Annotated in this window: 16 protein-coding genes; 6 read left to right on the top strand and 10 right to left on the bottom strand. The window is 52.8% G+C overall.

Annotation, left to right across the window (positions count from 1 at the left end; translation table 11 throughout):
• Window positions 1-52: 52 nt before the first annotated feature.
• Window positions 53-1,429, bottom strand: coding sequence for a bifunctional UDP-N-acetylglucosamine diphosphorylase/glucosamine-1-phosphate N-acetyltransferase GlmU (glmU, locus tag ACO0LK_RS17300; RefSeq protein ID WP_422977162.1), 1,377 nt, complete (start codon window positions 1,427-1,429; stop codon window positions 53-55).
• 335 nt (window positions 1,430-1,764) lie between these two features.
• On the opposite strand from glmU, the gene ACO0LK_RS17295 reads away from it, so the two are divergent.
• The 6 genes from ACO0LK_RS17295 (at window position 1,765) to ACO0LK_RS17270 (ending at window position 8,583) form a co-directional block, all read left to right on the top strand.
• A complete protein-coding gene (locus ACO0LK_RS17295; protein ID WP_422977160.1) occupies window positions 1,765-2,406 on the top strand; it encodes a PepSY-associated TM helix domain-containing protein in 642 nt (213 codons plus the stop codon).
• 60 nt (window positions 2,407-2,466) lie between these two features.
• Window positions 2,467-2,985: a DUF2271 domain-containing protein gene (locus ACO0LK_RS17290; protein WP_186946145.1), complete on the top strand. Its 519-nt coding sequence runs from the start codon at window positions 2,467-2,469 to the stop codon at window positions 2,983-2,985.
• 19 nt (window positions 2,986-3,004) lie between these two features.
• Window positions 3,005-3,814 (top strand): DUF4198 domain-containing protein, encoded by an 810-nt coding sequence (locus ACO0LK_RS17285; RefSeq protein WP_422977158.1) that lies wholly within the window; start codon window positions 3,005-3,007, stop codon window positions 3,812-3,814.
• 21 nt (window positions 3,815-3,835) lie between these two features.
• Window positions 3,836-4,855 (top strand): FAD:protein FMN transferase, encoded by a 1,020-nt coding sequence (locus ACO0LK_RS17280; protein ID WP_422977156.1) that lies wholly within the window; start codon window positions 3,836-3,838, stop codon window positions 4,853-4,855.
• A gap of 50 nt (window positions 4,856-4,905) precedes the next feature.
• Window positions 4,906-6,402, top strand: coding sequence for a sulfite reductase subunit alpha (locus tag ACO0LK_RS17275; protein WP_422977154.1), 1,497 nt, complete (start codon window positions 4,906-4,908; stop codon window positions 6,400-6,402).
• Window positions 6,403-6,663: 261 nt separating this feature from the next.
• The gene (locus ACO0LK_RS17270; protein WP_422977152.1) at window positions 6,664-8,583 is read left to right on the top strand and encodes a M64 family metallopeptidase; all 1,920 of its coding nucleotides are present in this window, start codon (window positions 6,664-6,666) and stop codon (window positions 8,581-8,583) included.
• Window positions 8,584-8,709: 126 nt separating this feature from the next.
• On the opposite strand, the gene ACO0LK_RS17265 is transcribed toward ACO0LK_RS17270, so the two are convergent.
• The 9 genes from ACO0LK_RS17265 to ACO0LK_RS17225 all read right to left on the bottom strand — a co-directional run bounded on the left by ACO0LK_RS17265 (window position 8,710) and on the right by ACO0LK_RS17225 (window position 21,304).
• A complete protein-coding gene (locus tag ACO0LK_RS17265; RefSeq protein ID WP_422977150.1) occupies window positions 8,710-9,348 on the bottom strand; it encodes an SGNH/GDSL hydrolase family protein in 639 nt (212 codons plus the stop codon).
• Window positions 9,349-9,360: 12 nt separating this feature from the next.
• Window positions 9,361-9,702, bottom strand: a complete 342-nt coding sequence (locus ACO0LK_RS17260; RefSeq protein WP_422977148.1) for a zinc ribbon domain-containing protein YjdM — start codon at window positions 9,700-9,702, stop codon at window positions 9,361-9,363.
• A gap of 132 nt (window positions 9,703-9,834) precedes the next feature.
• Window positions 9,835-11,505, bottom strand: a complete 1,671-nt coding sequence (locus tag ACO0LK_RS17255) for a hypothetical protein (RefSeq protein ID WP_422977146.1) — start codon at window positions 11,503-11,505, stop codon at window positions 9,835-9,837.
• 30 nt (window positions 11,506-11,535) lie between these two features.
• Complete coding sequence (locus ACO0LK_RS17250; RefSeq protein WP_422977144.1) at window positions 11,536-11,985, bottom strand: GNAT family N-acetyltransferase; 450 nt, start codon at window positions 11,983-11,985, stop codon at window positions 11,536-11,538.
• Window positions 11,982-12,482, bottom strand: a complete 501-nt coding sequence (locus ACO0LK_RS17245) for a DinB family protein (RefSeq protein ID WP_422977142.1) — start codon at window positions 12,480-12,482, stop codon at window positions 11,982-11,984. Before ACO0LK_RS17245 ends, ACO0LK_RS17250 begins: the two co-directional genes overlap by 4 nt.
• 103 nt (window positions 12,483-12,585) lie before the next feature.
• Window positions 12,586-13,059 carry a VOC family protein gene (locus tag ACO0LK_RS17240; RefSeq protein WP_422977140.1) on the bottom strand — a complete coding sequence of 158 codons (474 nt, stop codon included), beginning with the start codon at window positions 13,057-13,059 and terminating at the stop codon, window positions 12,586-12,588.
• A gap of 369 nt (window positions 13,060-13,428) precedes the next feature.
• Window positions 13,429-13,662, bottom strand: a complete 234-nt coding sequence (locus ACO0LK_RS17235) for a hypothetical protein (protein ID WP_422977138.1) — start codon at window positions 13,660-13,662, stop codon at window positions 13,429-13,431.
• 433 nt (window positions 13,663-14,095) lie between these two features.
• The gene (gene icmF / locus ACO0LK_RS17230; protein ID WP_422977136.1) at window positions 14,096-17,374 is read right to left on the bottom strand and encodes a fused isobutyryl-CoA mutase/GTPase IcmF; all 3,279 of its coding nucleotides are present in this window, start codon (window positions 17,372-17,374) and stop codon (window positions 14,096-14,098) included.
• 291 nt (window positions 17,375-17,665) lie between these two features.
• The gene (locus tag ACO0LK_RS17225) at window positions 17,666-21,304 is read right to left on the bottom strand and encodes an indolepyruvate ferredoxin oxidoreductase family protein (protein WP_422977134.1); all 3,639 of its coding nucleotides are present in this window, start codon (window positions 21,302-21,304) and stop codon (window positions 17,666-17,668) included.
• Window positions 21,305-21,589: the final 285 nt, after the last annotated feature.

The raw sequence follows: 21,589 nt of genomic DNA, 5'->3' as shown, positions 1-21,589 counted from the left end.
TGAGCTTGCGGTCAGCATCCATCAAGACCGCAAGCGCACAGGTTGCAAGACTTTATTTCTTGATTTTTACTGGCCTTTGCCAGGAATCAATCGTCAATTGCCTGGGGCGGGATACCGTCAGTTTGCCTGCCGGTGCATCCTTGGTCAGGGTAGTACCAGCACCCAGCGTCGCCCCCTTGCCCACCCGCACTGGCGCCACCAGTTGGGAATCACTGCCGATGAAAGCATCATCCTCGATGATGGTACGGCTTTTGTTGACGCCATCATAATTGCAGGTGATGGTACCGGCACCGATATTCACACGGCTGCCTATCGTGGCATCGCCTATATACGCCAGGTGATTGGCCTTGCTGTGCGCCGCGACCTGGCTATTCTTGACTTCAACGAAATTGCCGATGTGCACATCTTCGGCCAATTCTGCACCGGGGCGCAAACGCGCATATGGCCCTATCTGTGATGCAGCGCCAACAATTGCCCCTTCAATATGGCAAAACGCCTTGATCACCGCGCCCGCCGCGATGCGTGCATTCTGGATAACGCAGTGGGCCCCTATGCTGACGCCATCTTCCAGAACGACATCACCAATAAACACGCAACCCACATCGATGCTGACATCACGCCCGCATTGCAGGTGGCCGCGCGCATCGCCACGTACATCAATGCGCGCCGGGTCAAACAGGGTCACACCCTGTTCCAGTAACTGGCGGGCGATATTCAGTTGATGGGTTCTTTCCAGCTCGGCCAATTGCACCTTGCTGTTGACACCCAGGGTTTCCCAGATGGCATCCGGTTGCGCCGATACCACTTCGACACCGCTGGCGACTGCCAGTGCGACGATGTCGGTCAGATAATATTCACCCTGCGCATTATTGTTCGACAACTGACCCAGCCAGGATTTCAACTGCACGGTCGGTGCCAGCATGATGCCGGTGTTGATTTCGGTAATCTGGCGCTCTGCCTCATTCGCATCTTTTTGTTCGACAATGCGCACGATGTTTCCATTGCCATTTTCCCTGACGATACGTCCCAGACCAGTAGGGTCAGCCATGTGGGCGGTCAGAATACCCAGCTTGTCATTACCGGCAGCAGCAACCAGGCGTGCCAGGCTGGCGGGGGTGGTCAGCGGCACATCGCCATACAAAACCAGGGTGGGTACGCTGTCATCCAGTACCGGAATTGCCTGCGCCACGGCATGGCCGGTACCCAGTTGTGGTTCCTGACGGGCAAAACGCAAGTCGTCGGCAGCTACGGCAGTAGGCACTTGCTCACCGCCATGTCCATAAATAACGCAGATATTGCTGGCATGTAGCTGGCGTGCCGTGTCGATAACATGCGACAGCAAGGGCTTGCCAGCCAGTCCATGCAAGACCTTCGGCAGGGAAGACTGCATGCGTTTGCCCATACCGGCAGCGAGAATGACGACGTTCATGGTGTATTGAGAAAGTGAATATCCTGAAAATTTTATCACGCGGGACCGTTCCGCCCCGTGCCAGATACTTACCCGGTACTTGGCAAACACGGATTAAACCCGTAACCGCTGGATTTTTGCCGGCTTTTTGTTGAGTTTTTGTCGGGTTTTTGTCGGGTTTTTGTCGGGTTTCTGCCAGACCTTTAATGCACTTTTAATTCTGGCAAGATACAAAAAAGTACAATTCAGCCTGTTCTGCGAAAGCTGACTCATGTACAATTGAGAATAATTATCATTTAGAATAGCAAGCCATACGCTTTATTTTTCGCTTTTTTGGATTTACTTAGATTTACGACATGCAGCCAACCAGTTCCGATCCATTGCCACTACAACAAAAACGGGCCTTCTGGCTGCGTCATCTGCATCAGTGGCACTGGATCAGTTCCGCCATGTGTCTGGTTGCCATGCTGCTGTTTGCCGCCACCGGCATTACGCTGAACCATTCTGCCCAGATTGAGGCGCATCCGGTAGTCAGCAAGAAGAACGGGCAATTGCCATCGGCCTTGCTGGATCAGTTGCTGGCCCTGAAAAACACTGATGATGCCTTGCTGCCCGCCCCGGTGACAGACTGGCTGGGTCATGAACTGGATATTCAGGTCAACGGGCAAGTACCCGAATGGTCACCAGAAGAAGTGTATGTTGGCCTACCCCGCCCCGGTGGTGATGCCTGGATGCGCATTGCACTCGATACCGGCGATATCGAATACGAACTGACCAGCCGTGGCTGGATTGCCTATTTCAATGATCTGCACAAGGGCCGCAATACCGGCACTGCCTGGAACTGGTTTATCGATGCATTTGCCGTCGCCTGCCTGATTTTTTGCGTGACCGGATTATTCCTGCTGAAAATGCATGCCAGCAAACGTCCAAGTACCTGGCCGCTGGTGGTATTTGGCCTGGTCGCACCGTTTTTGCTTGCCCTGATGTTTATCCATTAGTTTCATCCTAAGTTTATCTTTCGTTTATTCATTGATTGTTCATCATAAGGTTGTTCACCCATGCGTAATTTGCTCCCGTTTGCTATCTCCAGCCTGCTCGGCGCTCAGGCCATGAATGCCGTTGCGGCCGACCTGACTCTGAAAGTGGAAGTACCCGCCCTGAAAGTGGCGGAATACCACAAGCCCTATGTCGCCATCTGGCTGGAAAAACCAGACCAGACTTTTGCCGGCAACCTGTCAGTCTGGTACGACATGAAGAAACGCGACAATGAAGGCACGAAATGGCTGAAGGACTTGCGTCAATGGTGGCGTCGCAGTGGCCGCGAATTGCAGATGCCTGTCGATGGCCTCAGTGGCGCAACCCGCACCACGGGTGAACAAACCCTGAGCTTTGCCGGCAACAAGGGTGTGCTGGCCAATTTGCCAGCGGGTGATTACCAGTTGATCGTCGAAGCAGCACGTGAAGGCGGTGGCCGTGAAGTCGTCAAAGTGCCATTCCAGTGGCAAGCCAAGGGTGAACAAAACCTCAAGGCCCAGGGCAGTCATGAACTGGGTGCCATTGCTGTGACCATCAAATAAATCAGGCTCAAGGATAATAATGAAAACTTTCAAAAAAATCGCCCTCCTCTCGGCACTGGCATGCGTCGCTTTCTCTGCCCAGGCACACCGCGCTTTCCTGGTACCGTCTTCCACTGTGGTGGCAGGTAATACGCCATGGGTAACAATCGATGCCGCCGCTGCGACTGATGTCTTCGTTTTTGATCACAACGCACTGAAGCTGGACAACCTGTTTATTACAGCGCCGGATGGCACTGCACAGAAACCGGAAAACGCCAGCACCGGCAAGTTCCGCAGCAGTTTTGATGTGAAACTGAGCCAGGTCGGCAGCTATAAAATCGGCTTCGTGAATGAAGGCCTGATGGCCAGCTATAAAGAAGAAGGCAAGGTCAAACGCTGGCGCGGCACGGCAGAAGCGTTTGCCAAGGAAGTACCGGCAAATGCAGAAGAACTGCAAGTCACGCAACGCAGTGGCCGTGTTGAAACTTTCGTTACCAATGGCAAACCCGGCGGCAAGGCCATGGATATCAGCGGCAGCGGGCTGGAACTGAGCGGCATCACGCATCCGAATGACTTGGTGGCAGGTGAAACAGCACAGTTCCGTCTGTTGCTGGATGGCAAACCAGCCGCCAATGTCAACGTGACTGTGATCGCTGGTGGCGTACGCTACCGTCAAAAGCTGGATGAAAAAACCTTTGTCACCGACAAGGACGGCAAATTCAGCATCACCTGGGCAAACGCTGGCCTGTACTGGCTAGAAGCAGAACTGAAAGATGACAAACAGGTCAAAGCACCTGCCAAGGTCAGGGTCGCGAGTTATGTGGCGACACTGGAAGTCTTGCCACAATAATCTGTAAAGCCAATCCTTACCATGCGTCGTGTTTTTATTCCTCTGGAAGCATCTGAACCATCTGCACCTGTAGCCGGGACACAAAGCCTGACGCTGACTGGTGCATCCATGGGAACCAGCTGGCATGTCCAGTTGCTGTCAGATGGCAAGCACGAACATGCAGTGCTGGAAGCTGGAATACAAGCGGGCATACAGCGGGTGCTGGATCAGGTCGTCATGCAGATGAGTACCTGGGACCCGGCATCTGATCTGTGCGTGTACAACCGCGCAAACGCAGGCAGTTGGCAACAACTGCCTGGTGAATTTTTCAAGGTCGTCGATTACAGCCTCTACCTTTCACAACAGACTGCCGGTGCCTTCGACATCACGGCGGGCAAGCTGGTTGATCTGTGGGGCTTTGGCCCGACCGGCAAACGTGCGACGGCACCAGAACCGTCACAGATTCAAACAGCCATGCAGGCCGGTAACTGGAAAACGCTGGAGCTGGACCATATCAAGCACCGCTTGCTGCAACCGGGCGGCATTGCGCTGGACCTGTCGTCGATTGCCAAGGGTTTTGCCGTCGATCAGATAGCACGCTTTCTTGAATCCCTGTCCATCAGCAGTTATCTGATAGAACTGGGCGGCGAATTGCGCGGCCTGGGCATGAAGGCGGATATGTCACCATGGTGGGTTGCCATCGAAAGCCCCGGCGACATGCAGGCCAGCGAACCAAAGAAAGAATACATGGTGGCACTGCATGAATTGTCCGTTGCCACCTCGGGCGATTACCGCCAGTACTTTGAGCAGGATGGTCAACGTTATGCACATACGCTGGACCCGCGCACCGGCTACCCGGTGGCCAACGAACTGGCTTCGGTCACCGTATTGCATCCCCAATGCATGGTTGCCGATGCGCTGGCCACGGCCCTGACTGTACTCGGCAGCGAAGATGGCCTGGCTTATGCCAATCAGCATCATATTGCCGCCCTGTTTTTGCAACGCAATGGGCCACATCTGGAAGAGAAAATGAGTGCCGCCCTGACTGCCATGCTGGACTGAGCGAATGACTGACTGATTGAATGACTCATTGAATGACTGATTGAGCTGCGATGCGACTTCCCTCCCTGCGCCTGACTGGCCTACTGTGCCTGGCGTTTACCTTACTGTTTATCCTGAGTTTTTTCTGGCACGGTGCCGTACAGCGCGACCTGTCTGCGGGCTTGCTATTGGTCGGCTACCTCAGTTTTTGCGTTTGGACAGGACTAAGGCACAAGGATAGTCAGTCCCGGTCCATGCAAGGTTTTCCTGCTGAATTGCAGCGTCATGATCAGGAAAGCATCCTGATCACCTATGCCAGCCAGACCGGCTATGCCGAACAGATCGCCATTAAAACGGCCATGCATCTGCAAAAGGCCGGGATGGACATCGCCGTCTGCGCGCTGGGTGCCATACAGCCAGCCCAGTTGCAAAAGGCGCAGCGCATGCTGTTTGTGGTCAGTACTACCGGCGAAGGCGATGCTCCCGACAATGCGGCTGCCTTTACCCGCCGCTTGATGAACCAGACGCTGGATTTATCGCATCTGAGTTTTTCTGTGCTGGCGCTGGGTGACCGTCACTATCAACAGTTCTGTGCTTTCGGTCACCGTCTCGCGCATTGGCTGCGCCAGCAACAGGCACAATGCCTGTTCGACCTGATAGAAGTCGACAATGGCGATGAAGGTGCCTTGCGCCACTGGCAACATTATCTGGGCGTCATCAGCGGCCATACTGAAATGTCAGACTGGAGCAAACCCGGCTATCAGGACTGGATACTGACCGAGCGCGAATTACTGAACCCCGGCAGCATGGGTGGCCCGGCCTATCGCATCGCCTGTCGCCCTGCCGACGGCGAACTGAAATGGGCTGCCGGTGATATTGCAGAAATTGAACCGCAACACCCGCCCGCCACCTCAGCAAATACCGCAAATACAGCAAATACACAGGGAGAAGACCTGACTACCCCGCTGCCACACCGCGAATATTCAATTTCATCCATCCCCGCAGATGGCAAGCTGGAATTGCTGGTGCGCCAGATGCGCCGCCCGGATGGCAGCCTGGGCATAGGCTCGGGTTGGCTGACGGAATATGCGCAAGTTGGGCAAACCCTGGGCCTGCGCCTGCGCGAAAACCGTAACTTCCATACACCGGCGCAGGATATCCCTCTCATCCTGATCGGCAACGGTACTGGCCTGGCTGGCCTGCGCGCCCACATCAAGGCGCGTGCCGCCAGACATCAGTTACGTAACTGGCTGTTTTTCGGCGAAAGACAGCAGGCGCATGATTATTTTCATCGCGATGAAATCCAGGCCTGGCAACAGACCGGCGTGTTATCCAGACTGGACCTGTGCTTTTCGCGTGACCAGGAAGAACGTCGTTATGTCCAGCATGCCATGCTGGAACAGGCCAGTGAGATCCTGTCCTGGGTAGACCAGGGTGCCGCCATACTGGTTTGCGGTAGCCTGCAAGGCATGGCAGAAGAAGTACATGCCACCCTGAGTATCATCCTTGGTGCCGGGCGCCTGGAAGAATTGACCGAGCAGCACCTTTACCGCCGCGATGTATATTAACGACACGCCATCTCTTGTGGCCAGACTTGTATCATAATGCTCATTCCTGCCGTAGCTATCAGTGGCTGTGCCTGCAATTTCTGTGACAAGCCAGATTGAAATGTTACGAAATATTGCCTGCTATTGTATTCAGTCAGGACTAAGGCTATACCTATAAAAATTCATCCTGAGCATTGATCAAACCTGTCAATCAGACCGGTGTCGCGCTGCTGCAAAAAACTTTGCAAACGGTATTCTTTTACTCTATAAGGCACATACATCATGGCTGACGTCACCACACTATTGAATACCGGCCCCAGCAAAAGTCGCGTCGATATTGTGTTTGTGGCCGAAGGCTACACGGCTGCTGAGAGAGACAAGTTTCTGGCGGATGCCAAAAACTTTCTCAACAATATGCTGGGCGATGCCAATACTCGCCTGAATGCGCCGTTTTCTGTCTACAAAAACCTGTTCAATGCCAGCGCCATTTTTGTGGCTTCGGCCCAATCCGGTACCGATCAGCCCAACAATAATATCAGCGTCAATACCTATTTCGACGCCACCCAGCATGGCAGCGATGGCCGACTGCTGTACGGTGATTTTGGCAAGGTCACGACCTTTGTTTCTGGCGCCGTCGCCAGTGATGCGCATGAACTGACCGTGGTGCTGGTCAATACCGCCTTGTATGGCGGGGCTGGCGGCTCTATCGCCTGGGCATCGGCTGGCAATATCTCATCGGCAGAAGTTGTCTTGCACGAGATAGGCCACAGCTATGCTGGTTTACAGGATGAATATGTGGACACGTCCATCGCCAGCAATTATCCGCTGACCGACCCCGGCTTTTTGGCCAGCCCGCATGTGACCGACTCACTGAGCCGTATCCCCTGGTCTGACTGGATAGGCTATAACGATGGCGAACTGGGTGTCGTCGGCACTTATCAAGGCGGTTATTACCGCGACACCGGAATCTGGCGTGCCACACAGGATTCCAAGATGAATCATTTGAACAAGCCATTCAGCGCCCCCGAAAAAGAAGCCTTCGCGCTGAAATACTACCAGTCAATTGGTGACTATCTGTCACTGAGTACGAGCATCCCCGGCATTTACCAGCCGGTGGTACCCGACAGCAGCCTGCTGGGCTTTACCTGGAAAATCAACGGCACAACCGTCAACACCACCGACAAGAATTATTTTGATGCCTATGCCACCGGTGCCTACAAAACCGGTGCCAGCATGAGCCTGACGACGATAGACAGTACCGGCTATATCCGCAAAAACCTGAGTACTACGCAGCAGGTAGAGAACGCGACACTGGACAAGGCTGTCATCAATGTCAGCGGCATCAGCACCATACTGACTGGCAGTAACAGCATCGTACAGCTCGATGGCAGCAATAACACCATTTCGCTCAGCACACCGGACACCACGCGCTATGATTATATCGATGGCGGAGCCGGCACCGATATCCTGCAAGTCAATGGATCAATAAGTAAAGGCAGCACCTATTTCATCAACCAGATCACCGGCAGTACAGTCTTGCTGGGTTACCAGAGCAATGCCTACTGGGCCACGCATAATGTGGAAAAAATCCAGTTCTCCGACTATGTCGTCAACACGACAGTGTATGACAATGCCCATACGATCAAGACATCAGACTTGCAGTCGCTGGAAGAATTGTATGTGGCCTATTTCAACCGCGTGCCGGATGCCGACGGGCTGGATTACTGGGTCACCCAGTACAAATCCGGCATGTCGTTCAAGCAGATAGGTGATGCATTTTTCCTGGCCGCTGCCCAGTTCCCGGCACAGACAGGCTACAGAGCCGACCTCAGCAACACTGACTTCATCAATACCATCTATAAAAACGCGATGGGCAGAACAGCCGGTGCGGATAGCGCTGGCCTGCAATACTGGTTGAATGAACTCAATACCGGCTTGCAAAGCCGGGGGTCGATGGTGACTGCGGTACTGGCAGGTGCCCGCGCCTACAAGGGTGATGCGACCTGGGGCTGGGTAGTGGATTTACTGGACAACAAGATCAAGGTTGCCAATCAGTTTGCGGTTGAATGGGGACTGAACTACCTGACACCCGAAGCGTCGATCACCAATGGCATTGCAATCGCATCGGCCGTCACCGCAACCGACATCAATGCCGCCATTGCACTGATAGGCATCAGCAACGGACAAATTCATTTCATCTGAGGCTATGCGGGACGGGATCACTACCGGACCATCCCGCGATGTGTGAGGTATGTGTGACGCATGTGTGGCGTAATAGTGCGCGCTGACCATGTCAGCGCCCATTTTTGGTCTTACTGGATTATTTGATTACTTTAGCAGCGAAGAGACCACACCAACCAGTTCCCAGCCCAGTATCAGATGCTGATCTGCATCGAGGTGCACACCATCATATTCGCTGCAAGTCACGACACTGCCAGCGTCGAAAAAATGACAGGCATTGGCCGCTGCTACTTCTTTATAGGCATCTGCCAGTCCCTGGCTTTTTTGCTCGCAACCAATAAATTTGGGCGCAATTGCACCTCTGGGTGTGCCTGGTGAAGGCGGTACGACGATCAGGATAGGTGGTATCTGCATGCCCGGTTCTACCGGTGCCTGGCGTATGGTGTTGATGATCACAGCCAAGCCTTGCGACGACATCCAGGCGTCATTCTGATGCATGACCTGAAAATCGTTCATGCCCAGCATAACCACCACCAGTGACAGCGGTGTCAGGCTTTCTATGCGCTGAGCCAGTCCCAGCGTGCCGTTACGGCCGGGCTTGAACGGATCATCCCAGACGGTACGTCGCCCGTTCAGGCAATCTTCCACCACACGCACATGATGCTCGGCGCTGTTCAAACCGATTTCAAGCACACCGGGCCAGCGTTCTTCAAAAGACAGGCGCTTACGCGTAGTGGGAATCAGGCCCCAGGACAGCGAATCACCATAGACCAGGATATGGCGCATGCGATACTCCAGTTAAACTTTTTTCAGATAGCAGGCTTTCAGCATGAAGCTGCCGGCATCCATCTTGCAATCGACTTCATGGTCACCACCCACCAGGCGTATGCTCTTGACCTTGGTCCCCATTTTCAGGGTAGTAGAAGATCCCTTGACCTTCAGGTCCTTGATCAATACCACTGCATCGCCGTCGGCCAGCACATTGCCATTGGAATCCTTGACGATGCGTTCATCACTGTCATCTGCACCGGCTACTGCCTGTATCGACCATTCATGGCCACAATCGGCGCAAATATAATTGTCGCCATCTGGATAGGTGTTTTCCATGGAGCAGACAGGGCAAGCGGGAGATTGGGACATGGAAGACTTTCTTGATGCGAAAAAAGAGACAGTATAGCCGACCACCTCTGTGAAACCAGCAATACCCGAGCGTATCGGTCAGCATCACACAAACCCCAAGCTCCAAATTTGGCGGAACAAAAATACAGACAATCAGCGGTTCAGGCTACTTAACAGTTTCATCATATCAACCTCATAAAATTGCTCGACTGGCTGATAGACTTTCTTGCAAGTTAAATCTAGTTGTTGCCCAGACTCTATGGTCAATCTGACTTGCGAGCGCTGCCTGCAAGCTGCTATGGTGGCGACCAGGGTGTCAGGATGAGTGTATAAAGGCAAATTCTCTGACTTGATGATGTTCATACCACCCCGCAGTATTTTGCAACCCTTGACTTCATCCACGCCAAGTTTGTCTGCTTGTGGAAAAGTACTGCTGGTCCCGCAATCCTCTCTCATCAACTCCTGCATGACTTGATTGAGCATGGCGTTTTTTTGTTGCTGACTGGCGTCGACAGCGCGGGCAAAGCCGGTTTGCTGGAAAAAATCTACCCATACCGCTTGCATGCTTTCCTGCTTGCCAAGCATGCGAGATAACCACTTACTTTTGCAGGCAGGCTCTTCACCACATTCCAGTGCGTGGGCAAAGTCGGGCCTTGGTGCCTGCATCTGTCCTTGTGTCTGTCCTTGTGCCTGCCTGAGCTGATCATAAAAACCGTCAAAGCGCTCAAATGGTCCCGCCTTGCCTTGCCTGGCTGCCAAACCAAACACATAGACCGCCAGGCCACAGTGATAATCAAGCCGTCCGCCACGTATCTGATTGGCAGTCAAGTTACCCCAGCTAGACTGCCGTACATTGAGCAGACATTCGCCCAGAGCCATATTTAACTCATCCGCTGCCTGTTCATGTGTCAGCCATCCTTTGCGTACCGCCATCAGCCAGCGCAAGAATTCGGCACCACCTTCATGGATCAGGCGTGCGTCGGCATAGACGTCAGTCGCATCACGCATTTGAAAGCGGTGACTGAATTCATGTGACACAAACAATGTCATCATGCGTTCTGTCTCTGCATCTGGCTGTAGCGGCCAGTTGAACAAGCCCAGACGCAAGACGTCACCAGCATCGCCATCTGGCCTGGCACCGCCAGGACCAAGCACTCTGGATGCGGCAATGATGGGCATGTCGAATGTTGCCCTTGGTAATGCCTGGTGTAAAAAAACGATGGACTCGCCGGCAATCTTGCGTATGTTTCTGATATTGGCCTCACCCAGTGCCGGGTCAAAATAGCCGATGAAATTACTATCCGTTTTCAATACTTGCGGCAATAACAGAACGGACATGTCCTCGCCGTTTAAGCCCGTCGGCCTGGTATGGTTTGCAAACACCTGGGCATTCATGGCAATACCGGGTGCACTAAAACTGTAGCTGACTTTGCCACAGCCAGACTCCACCGCATAATTACTGGTATGGACATAGATCGCATCGGCTACCGGAAAAGCAGCCGGATAGCCCCGCACTTTATCTGCGCTGACAGGCACTTGAAAACGTAATTGCGTACACGTCGCTTGTTGTGCCTGCTGCGCCTCTTGATTACTCAAATGCTGACCATCTGCCTTGCCACAAGCATCCAGAAGCTGCCAGGTACTGCGTATTTTTGCTGCATCATTACCTTTTTTCTTGAAAGCCAGGCTGGAACAAGCAGACGGTATTTGATAACTCACTTCCAATGCCTGTGAATGCAGATATTTGATATTGACCTCAACATCTGCATTGGCCATGCCAGACACAGCTAAAAACCAGGCGGCGAGTAACTTTCTATGTCTCATATAATTTTCTATCAAATCAACAAAAATCACCTAACTGTTACCGTCGGCTAGCTGCGGCCCAACATGTTCCAGCAAACAATACACGCCATCGGCACCATGGCCCTGCTGTAGTTCTTTCCAGCCCAGGCGGCGGTAAAACGCCATACCGGCCGTATTATCAAGCACACATTTCAAACGCCAGGGAAAGGCCATGTGTGCCTGCAAAAATACCAGCAGCGCACGGCCCAGGCCCTGACCTTGTGCACGCGGATGTACATACAGGTGATGGATGTAAGCATGTTCAGGCTGCACTGCCAGCAAGGCCAATACCTGATCCTGCGCATCAACCGCCACCCAGATTACTTCATCGCGCGATATGACGGCAAAATCAGGAATCGCCTCAGCCGGACGAACCTGCCAGGATGCTTCGATGATGCAATGGCGGTAAATGTCTTGCAGTTGCGCCGCATCGGCCCCTGTGGCCAAACGTATTGGAGTCAAGTTGCGGGCTTAGTAGCTTGGTGCAGATGCACCGTCAGCGTGTCCCTGGGTGGCTGCACGCCAATCTGGAACAGAATACGACCAACAGCACCCCGGTGATAGTTGCCATGGGTCGCCACATGCAACAGCATTTCGCCACGCGACATGCTGCCCGGCTTGCCATCGACAAAAGTGAAATGGATCTCATCGCCAAAGCTGGTATCCGGCTGTTGGTCCAGATAATCCAGAAACCACTGATCGGTTTTGGCGACACGCTGATGCAAGCTATCCAGCGCAGGTGTGTCCGGGGTATTCAGTGCGGTAAAACCGTGCGCCTGCGACTGCATATTGGCGGCAAATATCTGGTCGACGACATGGATATGATTCAAGATACGTATCGCGTCATGCAATTCACGCGCATGCGTATCGGCAGAGACAGTGCCCATCAGGTGGAACAGTTCCTGATTCGCCCAGGCCTTGTATTCAAACAAAGTCAGCAAGAGTTTTTTGGTTTGCATGGGCGTCTCCCGATATGAAGTAGTGGCATGTCACCCACGCATTTTACCTGTACTTGCCAATTCGCCGGGATGGTCGGGTCTTAGCCACTATCAGGCCCTACCCTTAAAGCCCCTGATAAGCGCGGTCCAGCGCGGCAATATCGATCTTTACCATCTGCATCATCGCCATCATAACGCGCTGGGCTTTGACTGGATCGGGATCGTTCAGATAGGTGATCAGTGCCTGCGGTACGATTTGCCAGGAAACACCGAAGCGATCAGTCAGCCAGGCACATCGGCTCTCGGTGCCACCATCCAGCAGTTTTTCCCAGTAGTAATCGACTTCCTGCTGTGTATCACAATTCACCACAAAGGAAATGGCAGGATTGAACGTGAAATGCGGGCCGCCATTCAATGCCACGAACTCCTGCCCTTCCAGGATAAACTTGGCTGTCATGACTGTCCCCTTGGGCATCGGCGCTCCATCGCCATAACGGGAAATGCTCACAACTTCAGAGTCCTTGAAAATGCCAGTGTAAAACAGCGCAACCTCTTCAGCCTGCTGGTCAAACCAAAGGAAAGGGGTAATTTTCTGCATGATGTCTGCTCCTGTGGAAAATCGTGTGCTTGCGGCGGCCAAGATCAATAGTACTTACTTCAGATAATAATTGGGCGTCAAAACCTGGGAACATACGGATATGCGTATGGATGTGCGCCTGAAAAATATCAAAGGAATAATGAGATTTATTGAACAAGAATGCAAGGGCAGAAATTCAAGTTTCTGAAATACTTGTCATGCAAGACCAGCCCTTGCTGACGCAGTCAACAAGTAAAAATGCGGGGGAAATGCGGAGGAAGCGCGGAAAATATGAGGAATAGAAGCATACAGGCCGGGCAAGCCCGGCAAAAACTGACTACCGGCATGCCGGCGAAAAACCTGCCACTTCGGCAGTCAGTCTGTTAAAACTTATTTATCTGCCTTCTTTGCGGGCTGACCACCGGTCTGCACTTCGATGACATCTCTCTGTGCATCAGCCGCTTTTTGCACGGTATCTTCCACCTGTTTGGCTTTTTCCAGTTGCTTGCGCTGGTCTTCCATAATCTTGATCGGTGGCGGCGCTTCCGGCACCGGCGTGGATTCCTTGGCCTTGCCACAGGCACAAATGACGCCGCAAGCTAACAGTATGAATAAGACACGCATGGTAAAACTCCAAATTAACAGTTCCGGCCGCACACGAAAGAAATTAAGCCATGGCAGCAATATGGCATTCTAGCAATAATCCCTCAGCCTAGCGCAGAAAAAGAAAGTCCCGAAAAATCCGGGACGAATGGCGCGCGCAGCACCGCCCACCACAGCCGCACATGACGCGTTAAGAAATTCAATTTTCGGGACACAACGCAGATCTAGTAGGGTTCGCTGCGCGCACCGTTCTCCATTTTATACAATCGATATGTTCAAGAAAATCGGTGCGCGTGGCGCACCCTACCGTCACAACACATGACACGCTGAGAAATTCATTCAGCGGGATGCAGAGCAAGGCCAATGTTAACCCTTGCACAGCAATACGTCGGTATTGCGAGCATTTGCAACGCAGCTATGCGCCCGCTAATTGGATTTATCAGCGTGACACACATTACATGTTGCGTCTGTACTGTCCCCCTACCTCGAAGAGCGCCGTAGTAATCTGCCCCAACGAACAAACCCTTGCCGCCTCCATCAATCTGGCAAACACATTCTCATTATTGATAGCCGCCTGTTGCAAAGCCGCCAGCGCTGCCGGTGCGACATCCGCATGACGGCCATGGAAATCCGCCAGACGTTGCAACTGCGATTGTTTTTCTTCTTCAGTCGAACGTGCCAGTTCTATCTTCTGCGGTGTGTCATTGGCTTTTGGATTACGGAAGGTATTGACACCAACGATGGGCAGAGTGCCATCATGTTTCAGGTGTTCATAGTGCATGGATTCTTCCTGTATCTTGCCGCGCTGATAGCCGGTTTCCATGGCACCCAGTACACCACCACGTTCGGCGATACGTTCGAATTCTTGCATGACGGCTTCTTCTACCAGATCAGTCAGTTCTTCGATGATGAAGCTGCCCTGGATAGGATTTTCATTTTTCGCCAGACCCCATTCGCGGTTGATGATGAGCTGGATCGCCAGCGCACGGCGCACTGATTCATCAGTCGGCGTGGTAATGGCTTCATCATAGGCATTGGTATGCAGGCTATTGCAGTTATCGTAGATGGCAATCAGGGCTTGCAGCGTGGTGCGGATATCGTTGAAGTCTATCTCTTGTGCATGTAGTGAGCGACCGCTGGTCTGGATATGGTATTTGAGTTTTTGGCTACGGTCATTTGCCGCATATTTGTCACGCATGGCCACCGCCCAGATACGACGAGCGACGCGGCCCAGTACCGTGTATTCAGGGTCCATGCCATTGCTAAAGAAAAAGGACAGGTTGGCCGCGAAATCATCAATGTGCATGCCACGTGCCAGATAGGCTTCCACAAAGGTGAAACCATTTGACAGCGTGAACGCCAGTTGTGAAATAGGATTCGCGCCTGCTTCGGCAATGTGGTAACCGCTAATGGATACGGAATAGAAATTACGTACCTGGTGATGGACGAAATATTCCTGGATATCGCCCATGACCTTCAGCGAGAATTCTGTCGAGAAGATGCAGGTGTTTTGCCCCTGATCTTCTTTCAGGATATCTGCCTGTACGGTGCCGCGCACATTCTGCAATACCCAGGCGCGTATCTTGGCGGATTCATCCGCCGTCGGTTCACGCTTGTTATCAGCACGGAATTTATCCATCTGCTGATCGATGGCGGTGTTCATGAAGAAGGCCAGTATGGTCGGTGCCGGGCCGTTGATGGTCATGGATACCGATGTGGCTGGGTCACACAGGTCAAAGCCGTCATACAAGACCTTCATGTCTTCCAATGTCGCAACCGACACACCAGAATTGCCGACCTTGCCGTAAATATCAGGGCGTATGGCCGGGTCTGCACCGTACAAAGTTACAGAATCAAATGCAGTCGACAAACGCTTGGCATCCATGCCTTGCGACACCAGCTTGAAACGGCGGTTGGTACGGAAAGGATCGCCCTCACCGGCAAACATGCGGGTAGGGTCTTCACCCTCGCGTTTGAAGGCAAACACACCGGCCGTAAAAGGGAAAGAACCGGGCACATTTTCCAGCATCAGCCAGCGCAGGATTTCGCCATGATCGACAAAGCGTGGCAAAGCCACCTTGCGTATCTTTGTGCCAGACAGGGATTGCTGTACCAGACGGGTGCGGATTTCCTTGTCGCGGATCTTGACGACATATTCATCGCCTGCATACGCAGCCTGCATGTCTGGCCACATGTTGATGAGCTTTTTGGATTCGCCATCCAGACGGTTTTCGCGCTCGGTAATCAGTTCATCAAAATCGGCCGACTTGCCAACGGCTGACAGCATGCGCTTGCTTTCTTGCAGTTGCTGGCGTTCACGGGCGATCAAAACCTGTTTGCCGGTGTTCTTGTGATAGGCGCGTACGGTATCCGCAATCTCGGCCAGGTAACGGCTGCGGGCCGGTGGCACGATGACGTTCTTACCGCTGGAAAATTTGACATCAATAGCTGTCAATTTGCTAGGCTTGGCCTGCAAGCCACGCTGCACCAGTGCTGGCAAAATACCCTGATACAGGGCCGTAACGCCATCATCATTGAAGCGTGATGCCTGGGTACCGTAGACCGGCATCTGATCCGGCTTCTGGCTCCACAATTCGCGGTTGCGCTGATATTGTTTGGCGACATCGCGCAGGGCATCCTGTGCACCTTTGCGATCGAACTTATTGATGGCGACAAAATCGGCAAAGTCCAGCATATCGATTTTTTCCAGCTGCGACGCGGCACCAAATTCTGGTGTCATGACATACATCGATACATCCACATGCGGCACAATCGCCGCATCACCCTGACCTATGCCTGAAGTTTCGACAATCACCAGATCAAAACCGGCGACCTTACAGGCTGCAATCACATCTGGCAAGGCTTGTGAAATTTCAGAACCGGCTTCACGGGTTGCCAGTGAACGCATGAAAACCTTGAGCTTGCCCTTCCACGGGTTGATGGCATTCATGCGTATGCGGTCACCCAGCAAGGCGCCGCCAGACTTGCGGCGTGAAGGGTCGATGGATATCAGGGCGATGTTCAATTCATCATCCTGATCCAGTCGTATGCGGCGTATCAGCTCATCTGTCAGCGAAGATTTACCAGCACCACCAGTCCCGGTAATACCCAGGGTAGGCACCTTGCAGTCTTTGGCCGCATCGATCAACTGTGTACGCAACTCTGGCGCGACCTTGTCGTTTTCCAGTGCGGTAATCAATTGTGCAAGTGGACGATGTTTGTCGGCGATATCGCCATCCTGTAATACATTCAGTGCAGTCGGTGCGTAACCGGACAGGTCACTGTCACAAGCCTGTATCATCGACAGAATCATGCCCACCAGGCCCATACGCTGGCCATCTTCGGGGCTGAAAATACGGGTCACACCATAAGCGTGCAGATCGGCTATTTCTTCCGGCACGATGACACCACCGCCGCCACCAAATACCTTGATATGCGCACCGCCACGTTGCCTGAGCAGGTCTATCATGTATTTGAAGTATTCAACATGGCCGCCCTGATAGCTGGAAATGGCGATACCCTGGGCATCTTCCTGCAAGGCGGCAGTAACGATTTCTTCTACCGAACGGTTATGGCCCAGGTGGATCACTTCTGCACCATTCGCCATCAAGATGCGGCGCATGATGTTGATCGAAGCATCGTGCCCATCAAAAAGGGAAGCCGCAGTCACAAAGCGCACTTTGTTGGCAGGTTTGTATTCAGTCAGGTTCTGGGCAACGGACAGGTCAGTCATGTCTTCCTCATCGGTCTTGTTTTATCACAATGACTATTGCTATTTAACAACAATCACTGCGTTTGGGTTAAGCTAAGTTATATGACGTTAACGTAAACGTCAATATGATTATGTGAATCGGCAAACCCCGACTGCATGCGGCTTGTAGCAGCAAAATGTCTTGAAAGCCTCATGGATACTGGGTGCTTAATATCTGTGAAGTCCACAACAGAAAATCCGCCTGCAAACTGGTTTTACCGTTCAGGCAAGGCAGACAAACATGTCGGCCTTGCCACAATGCCATCAACAGGATCACGCCACGCGTGTCACTTCCTGGATGACTGTTGTTTTTTGCGGATTCAGCAAAGCTGCTTTTTCTGCATGATACGCCTGCATGGCCTTTTCTTTGACATGGCCATAACCACGGATTTTCTCGGGCAAACTGGCCAGTGCAATCGCCTGCTCCAGATTATCCGCATTCAATCCGGCAGCCAGTTTTTCCATCAGTGCACGGTATTCAACGATGAGGGCGCGTTCAGCCTTGCGTTCTTCTGTGCGACCAAAAATATCCAGTGCCGTCCCACGCAAGCCCTTGAGTTTGGCCAACAGCTTGAACGCCTGCCAGACCCAGGAACCATATTGCGCCTTCACCAGATGCCCTTGCCCGTCTTTCTTCGAGAAGATAGGAGGAGCCAGGTTGAATTTCAGGCTGAAGTCACCTTCAAACTGCTGCTTCAGTTTTGCCGTGAAATCGCCATTGGTGTACAAACGTGCGACTTCATACTCATCCTTGTAGGCCATGAGTTTGAAGGCGTATTTGGCAACTGCCATGCTGAACTTGTTACCGGCATTTAATGTTGATTCTGCCTTGCGTACCTTGTCCAGTAAATCTGCATATTGCTGGGCGTATGCCGCATTCTGGTAATCCGTCAATACTGCAATGCGGCGTTTGACGAGCGTATCCAGGCTTTGCGGCATCTGGATCACGACAGGCTGGCCGGGGATGGCGATTTTTTCCACGCGGGTAAAGTCCACCGCAGCACGGCGGCCCCACAGGAAAGCTTTCTTGTTGGCCTCGATCGCCACGCCATTCAGTTCTATCGCGCGTAACAAAGCTGTTTCAGATACCGGTATTGCACCCTTTTGATAAGCAAAACCGAGCATGAACAAATTAGTGGCGATAGAGTCCCCCATTAAAGCTGTGGCCAGTTTGGTCGCATTGATGAAATCAACATTGCCACCGACTGATTCAGAAATCAGGTGCTCTACCGATTCCAGCGGGAATTGCCAGTCAGGATTTTTGGCAAACGGGCCGGTCGGTTGTTCATGGGTATTGATGACAGCACGGGTACGACCTGCACGCATTTTGGAAATCGCGTCATGGGCACCGGCAGTCAGAATATCGCAGCCCAGTATAAGATCAGCTTCACCGGTCGCAATACGCTGTGCACGCAATTTACCCGCCTGGTTGACGATGCGTATATGCGAAGTCACCGAGCCATTTTTTTGCGACATGCCTGTCATATCGAGTACCGACGCGCCCTTGCCTTCCAGATGTGCGGCCATGCCCAGCAAGGCACCGACGGTGATGACACCCGTGCCACCTATGCCGTTCAACAAGATGTTGTATGAGCTTTCACAGACGGGCAATACGGGATCAGGCAAGGCACCGAAATCATCCGTCTTTGCCGTACCGGTTTTGGACCTGACCAGCTTGCCACCTTCTACCGTGACAAAGCTGGGACAGAAACCCTTGACGCAAGAATAATCCTTGTTGCACGACGACTGATCAATGCTGCGCTTGCGGCCAAATTCTGTCTCGACCGGCATGATGGACGTACAGTTGGATTGCACACCGCAGTCACCACAACCTTCACAGACTGCTTCATTGATGAACATGCGCTGGTCAGGGTCAGGGAATTCGCCTTTTTTGCGGCGACGGCGTTTCTCGGCGGCACAGGTCTGATCGTAAATAAGAACGGTCGCGCCAGGTATCTCGCGCAATTCACGTTGTACTGCATCCATGTCCTTGCGGTCATGCAGGGTCAGGAAGCTGGGTAGATTGGATCTGTCGGTGTAGCGGGACAAGTCCTCAGTCACCAGGGCAATGCGCTTGACGCCTTCTGCGGCCATCTGCTGCGCCATCATCGGTACGCTGATGATGCCATCGACGGGTTGTCCGCCCGTCATCGCCACCGCATCGTTATACAGAATCTTGTAGGTGATATTGACCTTGGCCGCCACCGCAGCACGTATCGCCAGATAACCGGAATGGAAATAAGTACCGTCACCGAGGTTCTGGAACACATGCGGCAAAGTCGAGAATGCGGCCTGACCTATCCACGGTGCACCTTCGCCGCCCATGTGGGTAGTCAGTTTATTGAATTCAGGGTAAATAGCGGTTGCCATGACGTGGCAACCTATGCCTGCCAGCGCCAGGCTGCCTTCCGGCACCTTGGTCGAAGTATTGTGTGGGCAACCCGAGCAATAGTAAGCGGGGCGTGCCGGTGTATTGACCTGCTTGCTGAGGACGACATCCTTGGCTTCCAGAAATGCCAGACGTGCCTTGATGAGGTCGCTGGTATGGAAGCGGGCGATGCGTGAAGAAATCACGCGCGCAATCTGTGCCACCGAGAAATCGGCTTTCGAGGTCAGCAGCCATTCACCGCGTGGGTGTACCCATTCGCCTTTTTCATCGAACTTGCCGATGACGCGCGGGCGCACATCGTCGCGCCAGTTGTATAGTTGTTCCTTGAGCTGGTACTCCACCATCTGGCGCTTTTCTTCAACCACCAATATTTCATCCAGACCCTGGGCGAATTCACGCACGCCGTCCGGCTCCAGCGGCCAGGGCATGGATACCTTGAACAGGCGTATGCCGATCTCGGCAGCGAACTTTTCATCGATACCCAGTTCTTCCAGCGCTTCCAGCACATCCAGGTAAGACTTGCCAGAGGCGACAATGCCCAGACGTGCAGTCGGGCTGTCTATGGTCACATGATTGAGTTTGTTGGCGCGTGCATAGGCCAGGGCTGCATAGATTTTGTAATCCTGCATCAATGCTTCCTGCTTGCGAGCCTGTATGCCCAGGGTATCCAAAGATAAACGGGTGTTCAGACCACCTTCGGGCATGACAAAATCTTGTGGGATGGTGATTTGCAGACGGAAAGGATCGGCATCCACCGATGAAGTGGATTCCACGGTGTCTGCCAGCGCCTTGAAACCAACGGCACAGCCAGAAAAGCGCGACATGGCCCAGGCATGCAGGCCCAGGTCCAGGTATTCCTGCACATTACTGGGATACAGCATGGGTATCATGCAGGCAGAGAAAATATGGTCAGACTGATGCGGCAGCGTTGATGAATAGGCACCATGGTCATCACCGGCCACCAGCAAGACACCACCATGTTTGGAGGTGCCAGCATGGTTCATGTGCTTGAACACGTCAGCACTACGGTCCACGCCGGGGCCTTTGCCATACCACATGCCAAACACGCCATCGTATTTGGCCGGACCTATCAGGTCTACCGTTTGTGAACCCCAGACTGCAGTCGCTGCCAGGTCTTCATTGACGCCGGGCACGAACTGCACATGGTTTTGCTCCAGCAGTTTTTTGGTTTTCCACAATGTTTCATCCAGACCACCCAGAGGGGAACCACGATAGCCGGAAATAAATCCCGCCGTATTCAGCCCAGCAGCCAGGTCACGCTGGCGCTGCATCATGGGCAGGCGAACCAGGGCTTGTATGCCGGACAGGAAGATGGTGCCGCTATTCGACGTATATTTATCGTCGAGTTGCACATCGTTCAATTGCGGGGGGCTGGTGATCTGACTGGCTTCGAGTGCATCGATGCCTGAGCTTGCAGGGGTTTCCTTGCCTGTTTTTTCAGTATTTTTTTCGAACGGCAGGGACGAGAGTCCAGCAGACTCCAGGGTGGTGTCGGATGACATAAGGTGGCTCCAAAATTTGTGATTTAGATCGCAAGGAGCATGCGTTGTATCCGGTAAGACACAATTTTGCTCAGAGCCTATAGCGAGGTATCAGAGATAGGCTCTCGTTGCGTTGGTAGTGATAACTACCATTTTATTCGAATTCGATACAAAATTCGATGTCAAGACATCATGCATTCTGTCATGGCATTATCCGATAACAAACTGCCAAGCCTGCACGTTCATTCATATCGAATCAAAGAGACATCAAAAGAAGCTTTCGAAATTTCGCTGCAGCGCTTCTTC

This window comes from Undibacterium sp. Ji49W, assembly GCF_049340205.1.
Taxonomy (GTDB): domain Bacteria; phylum Pseudomonadota; class Gammaproteobacteria; order Burkholderiales; family Burkholderiaceae_D; genus Undibacterium.
The sequence above is the reverse complement of the archived record's forward strand: the minus strand, read 5'-3'. Positions and strand labels throughout refer to the sequence as shown.